Origin of the sequence: Pseudoduganella namucuonensis (assembly GCF_900116645.1) — a bacterium.
Lineage (GTDB): Bacteria > Pseudomonadota > Gammaproteobacteria > Burkholderiales > Burkholderiaceae_D > Rugamonas > Rugamonas namucuonensis.
This window is the reverse complement of sequence record NZ_FPBO01000039.1, coordinates 63,696-70,274: the sequence shown is the minus strand read 5'-3', so window position 1 is coordinate 70,274 and position 6,579 is coordinate 63,696. Positions and strand designations below refer to the sequence as shown.

At 66.7% G+C, this 6,579-nt stretch carries 8 protein-coding genes; 2 read left to right on the top strand and 6 right to left on the bottom strand.

The window, feature by feature from the left end; all coding sequences use genetic code 11:
- From BM436_RS29725 to BM436_RS29700, 6 genes are all read right to left on the bottom strand, one after another.
- Positions 1 to 986, bottom strand: a 986-nt coding sequence (locus BM436_RS29725; RefSeq protein ID WP_229490860.1) for a type VI secretion system Vgr family protein, incomplete at its 3' end; no start/stop codon positions are given.
- Between the two features lie 262 nt (positions 987 to 1,248).
- Positions 1,249 to 1,545 carry a helix-turn-helix domain-containing protein gene (locus tag BM436_RS29720; protein ID WP_093559620.1) on the bottom strand — a complete coding sequence of 99 codons (297 nt, stop codon included), beginning with the start codon at positions 1,543 to 1,545 and terminating at the stop codon, positions 1,249 to 1,251.
- Complete coding sequence (locus BM436_RS29715; protein ID WP_093559618.1) at positions 1,535 to 1,843, bottom strand: type II toxin-antitoxin system RelE/ParE family toxin; 309 nt, start codon at positions 1,841 to 1,843, stop codon at positions 1,535 to 1,537. Before BM436_RS29715 ends, BM436_RS29720 begins: the two co-directional genes overlap by 11 nt.
- Positions 1,843 to 2,823, bottom strand: a complete 981-nt coding sequence (gene tssG, locus BM436_RS29710; RefSeq protein ID WP_093559616.1) for a type VI secretion system baseplate subunit TssG — start codon at positions 2,821 to 2,823, stop codon at positions 1,843 to 1,845. Before tssG ends, BM436_RS29715 begins: the two co-directional genes overlap by 1 nt.
- The gene (gene tssF / locus BM436_RS29705) at positions 2,787 to 4,613 is read right to left on the bottom strand and encodes a type VI secretion system baseplate subunit TssF (RefSeq protein WP_093559628.1); all 1,827 of its coding nucleotides are present in this window, start codon (positions 4,611 to 4,613) and stop codon (positions 2,787 to 2,789) included. The genes tssG and tssF overlap by 37 nt, the downstream gene beginning before the upstream one ends.
- A gap of 53 nt (positions 4,614 to 4,666) precedes the next feature.
- Positions 4,667 to 5,596 (bottom strand): hypothetical protein, encoded by a 930-nt coding sequence (locus BM436_RS29700; RefSeq protein ID WP_093559614.1) that lies wholly within the window; start codon positions 5,594 to 5,596, stop codon positions 4,667 to 4,669.
- A 144-nt stretch (positions 5,597 to 5,740) separates the two neighbouring features.
- On the opposite strand from BM436_RS29700, the gene BM436_RS29695 reads away from it, so the two are divergent.
- Positions 5,741 to 6,163 (top strand): HI0074 family nucleotidyltransferase substrate-binding subunit, encoded by a 423-nt coding sequence (locus BM436_RS29695; protein ID WP_093559612.1) that lies wholly within the window; start codon positions 5,741 to 5,743, stop codon positions 6,161 to 6,163.
- Entirely contained in the window at positions 6,148 to 6,537 is a 390-nt protein-coding gene (locus BM436_RS29690) for a nucleotidyltransferase domain-containing protein (protein ID WP_093559610.1), read from the top strand. The genes BM436_RS29695 and BM436_RS29690 overlap by 16 nt, the downstream gene beginning before the upstream one ends.
- The last annotated feature ends 42 nt before the right edge of the window (positions 6,538 to 6,579 follow it).

Here is a 6,579-nt window from a genome sequence, read left to right as displayed (position 1 = left end):
TGGAAGCATTTGGCCTCGTAGTCGTGCCGCTTCATGCGCGCCTGGCCCAGGCTCCGCTTGTCGTTCTCGCCGTCGGCGGCGTGCGGCGTCTCGACCTGGTAGTCGTCCAGGCTGGCCGCCATGCCCTTGACGTACCAGCCCTGATCGGCGCCGCTCTCGACCCACGAGGACTGCAGCGCGCCGGAGGTGGGCAGCTTGTAGTCCCAGCTGTGGGAACCAACGCTGGCCGGCCGCAGCGTGCGCACGGCGCTCCAGGCGGTGACGGCGTCGCGCTGCTCGGTGGGGCTGTCGCGGTGGTAGCGCACGGTGCCGGCGGGGCTGACCGGCCGGCCGTAGGGGTTGTTGAACAGGACCAGCGTGTGGAAGGGGAATTCGCCGCCGTGCTCGGCGCGGAAGCACCAGGCGACGCCGCGCCGCTTGAGCAGCCGGCGGATGAAGGCGGCGTCGGACTCGTTGTGCTGCATGGTGAATTCGCGCGCGGGGTAGCTGTGGAAGTGGAAGCAGGAGTCCAGTTCCATCTTGAACACCACGCCCAGCCTGGGGTTTTTAATGACCCATTCGCCGACGATGAGCTTGACGATGTCGACCTCGTTCTTGTGGCGGAACACGCGGGTGTTGACCCGTTTTTCCATCAGGGCGAGGGCGTCGCGCAGCACCAGCTGGTAGCTGGCCAGGCCGCCGTCGCTGTCGCCGGCGGAGGCCTCGGTGATCACGCCGCACACGCTGCGCAGGGTGCCCTTGTCGGTGACGAAGTCGATCGCGGCGGGCAGCGCGATCAGGTCCTTCAGCGGCAGGTCGAAGCGGGTGGAGACGCACAGGATGCGGTATTCGAAACCGCCGCAGACGGTCTCGTCGCCGTAGACGCGCTGCGGCAGCAGCATGTCGCGCGTGACGTGTTCGGAATAGTCCAGGCGCAGGCGCAGCGGGCGGTTGGCGGTGACCAGGTCGTTCTCCGCCACCAGGAAATCCAGGAGGTCGCTTTCCACAGGGGCTCCTTGAGTAGGGCTACAATTGGTTGCACTTTGGAAAGACGATCTTCGCTCCGCCGGGGGAGTCTGGCGTTGATGTTGGGCAAGCGAAGCTTGCCCGCCATCTTTGATGTGGAACAAACTTCACCTGCGTTGCGGTAGGGGGCGCCGGGGTCACGGCGTAGACTGCTTCTTACGGGCTGGGGTTTTTCGGCGCCGTGCATGTGGGGAGGCGAGGGAGCATGCGCGGTGCTGGGAAACTACCAGCCCCCTTTCGTTTTCAGGCGGCGAGCGGCTCGATACGGAACTTCAGACCTAGCAATTTGGCTATTGCAAGCATCGTGCGGTAACTGATGCCTCGCTCATCTGGCACCAAGCTCCGCATGGCGGCTAGATCCAATCCGGCATCCCTGGCGATGCCGCTCATGCCTGGCGCATGCAGGATATTTTCAAAAGCAAGGGCAATGAACTCCGGGTCGTCGCCGGCATCCTCGAAGCATATTTCGAGGTAGGAAACGATGTCTTCCTTAGTCAGCAAGTAGTCCGAGCTGTTCCACTCTGTCAGTTCAACCGCCATGATGCCCCCGCAAGTCCAGCGCAAGCTGTAAAGCCAGCCGTATGTCGCGCGCCTGGGTAGACTTGTTGCCCCCAGCCAAAAGTATCACCAAATCATCGCCGCGCAATGTGAAATATACCCTGTAACCAGGACCATGGTGTATCCGCATTTCGGAGACGCCGTCCGCTATAACGGAGCAATCGCCGAAGTGGCCGGTACGCGCCCTATCGATCCGTTCCGCGATGCGCCGCAGCGCCTCCCGATCCTTCAGATTTCGAAGCCAGCGATCGAAGGCCGCCGTCTTAAGGATGCGCTTCATCACGGCTTGATGAAATAGGTCGCGTCGTCCCGATCCCGCTCCGAGGGGCCGTCGAGCAGAAACGCGTTCACGCCCAGCCTGGCGCCGCCGGAGGCCTCGTCCCGGCATAGCCCTACACCCCGCACGTCGCCGGCGCGCAGCACCACGCGGATCTCGTATGTCAGGCTGGCGCCGCAGAACAGGCCGAGCATGGACTTCAGCGCCACGGCGCATTCCTGGCGCGGCAGGAAGCGTTCGAAATCCTCCCGCCCCAAGGGACCGATGCGGATGCGCGCCAGCGTGTCGCAGCGGTGCATGCGCTCGCCGAGCAGCACGCCCGCGTCCAGGTCCACGTTCGCCACGCCCAGTTGCGCCTGGTGCCGCGGCGGCAGCTTGTCCCAGGTCGGCACCAGTTGCTCCACCTGGAACGGCACGCCGAAGTATTCGCTCAGCACACCGGCCAGCGCGGCCGGCGGCACCGCGCGGCCGCGGGACTGGGCGGCGTAGCGGGCGCGTGTCTCTTCCTGGATGACGCCATCGGTCGCGGGCCGCGCGCCAGCCAGCGCGGCCAGCATGGGCAGGAAGCCGTCCGGCAGGCATTCGGGCCGGTGCCGCGTCCACGCCTCGTAGAACATGGACAGCGCGCGCTGGGACAGCATGTCGATGAAGGCGCGCGGGCCGGGGTCTCCTTCGCGCTGCTCGTATTCCGCGATGCGCTCCGTGTATTGGGGCGGCAGCGCGCCGTTGGCGCCGAGCAGGCCCATGAAGGCGGGCGTGAGGGTGACGGTGGACTCGCCGTCGCCCTCGCCGCCTTGCTCGATCGCTTCCAGTTGGCTGGGCGGGAAGGCCATCGACATCCGGTTGCGGTAGCGCAGCTTGCCGGGCCGCGACGCGTGCAGCATTTCGAGCAGGCGCACCGCCTGGAAGAATTCGAAGCAATGGGGCTCCTCCAGCAACCGGCCGATTACGCCAGTGCCAGCGATCCGTTCCGTGGTGGACATGGCAGTAGCTCCTTTCCGCTGGCGTGGGACAGCACCGTCAATTGCGTGTAGCTGTTGATGTGGGCGTGCAGGCCGAAGAAGTGGTCCAGCAGCTGCGCGAAGACGTGGATGCCGGTGCCGGCGTAGGCTTCCTCGTCCAGCGTCACGCGGATCTCGATGCCGTGCAAATAGGCCGCGCCCTGGCGCGTGCGCAGCCACGCCGTGCCGGGTTGCTGGGCGAGACCCTTGATGCCGTCGATCTGGCGCTGGGAGACCGGGTTGTCCGGCAGCGCGTGCAGCCGCAGCAGCGCTCGCAGCGCGGGCAGGCCTTCCTGCGTGAGCGAGCGGTGGTTGAGGGCCAGGCCGCCGATCAGACCCCAGTGCGCGCCTTGCCCGGCCGCGAGGCGCCGCGTTTGGGTGGGCTTGCGCAGCAGGCGGATCGGCACTCCCGCCGCAGCCGCGGCCTGCAGGTCGCCGGCGGGGCGTCCGCACTGGAGGGCGTGTGGGCGGTCGCGGTCGGTGCAGGTGAGCTCGACGGAGGCGACGCCGGCGGCGTCCGCGAGCGGGTCGAAGTCGCGGTCCACCAGCGACAGCGTGTATTCGTGGCCGGCGCCCGCCGGCTCCTCGTCGCGGCGCGCGATCCAGTAGTGTCCCTTGCGGCTGGCGCTTTCGCCGTGGCGCAGCGAGTAGTAGGGAATGAACTCGGTGACGGTGGTGGCCGCCGTGCCCGGGCCACGCTCGTGCGCCATGCTCACCTGGTCGATGCTGTAAATCTCGCAGTCGCCGGCGGCCCTGCCGCTCGGCAGCAGCGGGTAGCTGCTGCGCATGTGGGTGACGCGGATCGGGTCGGCGCTGTGCTGGAACAGGTTGATGACGGGGGTGCAGTTCAGCAGCAGGTTGCCGGGGCCGAGCGCGCGCAGCACGCGGGCGGCGGCGCCGTCGGGCCGCGTGTCCCTCAGCGCAAGGTGCAGCGTGACCCGCGCGCAAGCCGGCGGGCAGGCTTGCAGTATCGCGTCGAGGTCGATGTCGAAGAAGTCGAACTTCTCCGGGAAGGCGAAGTATTCGGTGAGCAGCCGGTAGGCGGGATGCTCGGTGGCGCCGGCCGGCAGCAGCGCGTCGGTGTCCGCGTAGCCGGCGGGCCGCAGCGGAATCCTGTCCAGCATGCGCCACTGTCCCCCCGCCTCGACGAAGGCGCAGGAGGCGCGCAGGAACAGCGTGTCGCGCAGCATGGCGCGCAGCGAGGGTTCGCCGTCGATGAACACGCGCAGCGGTTGCGCGCCGTGCCGCGCCAGCGGTTCTTCCGGCTGCGTGCCTGCGATGGTGATGCTGATGGCGGACACCACGTTCATCGGCAGCATCAGCGCGGGGGGCGCCTGCACGAAGGGATGGAAACGCACGTCGGCGAGCGTGACGGGGGCGATGGCGACGTCGTAGGCGGTGCGGAAGCGGCAGACCGCCTTCTCCTCGACGGTGATCATTTCCGCGCCGCGCTCGATGACGCGGACGTCCGCCGCCTTGGCGCCGGACGCCACGTGGGCGATCGCCATGGACGGGATCGGCCGCAAGTAGTGCGGGTACAGCATGCCCAGCAGCGCCTCGGTGAACTTGGCGTAGTCGTCGTCGAGCAGCTTGGCGACGCGGGCGTTGAGGAAGGCGTTGGCCTGGATCAGGCGTTCGACGTGCGGGTCGGCGCAGGTCTCGCCGGTCATTTGCAGGTTGCCGGCGAGCCGGGGGTAGCGGGCGGCGAACTCCTGGCTGGCGCGGCGCAGCATGCCCAGTTCGCGCTCGTAGTAGGGGAGCAGTTTTTCCATCGTCATGTCCTTCAGGAAAGGTTCGACGATGATGGCACGCGCCTCAGGGCTGATTATTGATAGAAGGCAACGTGCTTCTCCTTGTACTCCTGCTTTTCCCTCAGCCACACCTTCAGCTTGTTGATGTCCAGGAAGTCGACCACGTCGCAGGCGATGTTGTCCAGTTGGTTCTGGATCAGCGCCTGCTGTTGCCGCAGGCAGTGACGGCCCGCCTCCTCCGTCAGCGGCTCGCGGCCAGGCAGGCCCAGCTGCATGATCAGCGAGAACTGGATGCCCACGGTGTCGAACTCCAGGTCGTCCAGGTAGTCCTCGATGGCCGCGTTGCAGATCCGCAGGCGCTGCTCGCTCAGGTAGTCCACGCCGGGCTGGCTGAGCTGTTCGAGCTCGATCTCGGTCAGCTGCAGGCCCTCGAGGTAATCGTCGATGTAGAACACGTCCGCCTGCTCCAGCAGCAAGTCCACCCGTTCCGACGGCGGCAGCGCGCGCAGGGCGGCGCGCAGCTTGCCGTGCAGGGCCGCCACCTCCTTGCGCCGCGCCAGCTCGGCCTCACCGGCCGGTTCGGGCGCGCCGGCGTGGGCGTCGCGTATCATTTTCTTGATGCGCTCCTCCTGCTGCGCCATTTCGCGGTCGAAATCGCCGCCGCTGTAGCGGTTGTAGAGCTGCTTGACCTCCGGGTCCTCGTCCTGGCGCAGCACGCCGTCGGCCAGCATGCAGATCGACTCCGCCACCAGTTTGCGCTCGGCCTCGCTCAGCGCGCGGTGGCTGTGGGAGCGGTCCAGCACCATGATCAGCTGGCGCGTGTAGACGCCGAACTGCTCGGACAGTGGGCCGAGCCGGGTCGCGGCCAGTTCGCGCAGCGTGGCGGCGGACTTTTCCCAGGCGGCGTAGTCGGCGCGGGCGGCGTGCAGTTTGTCGAGGAGGGAGAGGAAGTGCTGGCGGCCGCGGGCGGCGCCCGCTTTGGATTTGACGCTGGGAGTGGACATGGCGATGGACCCGGATGTGCGTTGAGAATGCGGACCAGGCGCGGGACCGCCGCGCCCGAGGCGGAACTGGCATTCTAGGCACGGCCGGCGGGGCGGCGTTTGATCTGTCGCAAGCTCCCGCCGGGGAATGGCGGCGAGCATATAATGTCCACCATACACCGCACACACATCGCCATGACCGATCGGCTTACCGAACGCACCACCGATTTTCTTTCCGCGCTGGCGCGCCTGAAGGAGGCGCTCGCGCAGCCCGAGAGCTCCTTTCTCCGCGATGCGACCATACAGCGCTTCGAGTTTACGTACGAACTGGCCTGGAAGGCGATCAAATTGTGGCTGGAGTCAAAGGACATTACCGCGCTGAACGCCAAGGAAACATTGCAGGGCGCCGTGCAACAGGGCTTGATCCAGGATGGCAACAGCTGGAGCGAATTGCACCGCATGCGCAACCTCACCAGCCACACCTATGACGAGGCGCAGGCGATCCGGGTCTACAACTTTGTACGGACGGAAGGTGTGACGCTGTTCGACGAGGTGGCACAGGAGATGCGCTCATGGATCAAGGCATAACGGCGCCGCTGCGATTCGGGCTGAGCGAACGGATCATCCAGTCGCTCACCGAGGTATTCTCCCGATTCCCTGAAGTGGAGGAGGTTCTGGTGCACGGCTCGCGCGCGACGGGTGGCTATAAACCGCACTCCGACATAGACCTGGCCGTCATCGCGCCGGCCATGACGGAGCGCGAGTTCTCGCGCCTGTGGAACATGCTGGATGACCTGCCCATCCTGTTCAAACTGGATGTGGTGCTGTTCGAACAGGTGACCAGGCCGGCGCTGAAACAAAACATCCAGGACAAGGGCGTGCCGCTGTACCGCCGCGCGGACTTGGACCAGCCCGGCCCTGGTGAACCTGGCGATCCAGGCCGGACCGGCACCGTGCGATGACAGCAGCCGCGCCAGTGCGCGCTGGAAATCCGCGTCACGCTG

Coding starts and splice junctions, on each gene's coding strand:
- BM436_RS29720 (WP_093559620.1), bottom strand. CDS start 1,545: ATGGCGGTTGAACTGACAGAGTGGAACAGCTCGGACTACTTGCTGACT.
- tssF (WP_093559628.1), bottom strand. CDS start 4,613: ATGGAAAAACTGCTCCCCTACTACGAGCGCGAACTGGGCATGCTGCGC.
- BM436_RS29715 (WP_093559618.1), bottom strand. CDS start 1,843: ATGAAGCGCATCCTTAAGACGGCGGCCTTCGATCGCTGGCTTCGAAAT.
- tssG (WP_093559616.1), bottom strand. CDS start 2,823: ATGTCCACCACGGAACGGATCGCTGGCACTGGCGTAATCGGCCGGTTG.
- BM436_RS29700 (WP_093559614.1), bottom strand. CDS start 5,596: ATGTCCACTCCCAGCGTCAAATCCAAAGCGGGCGCCGCCCGCGGCCGC.
- BM436_RS29690 (WP_093559610.1), top strand. CDS start 6,148: ATGGATCAAGGCATAACGGCGCCGCTGCGATTCGGGCTGAGCGAACGG.
- BM436_RS29695 (WP_093559612.1), top strand. CDS start 5,741: ATGTCCACCATACACCGCACACACATCGCCATGACCGATCGGCTTACC.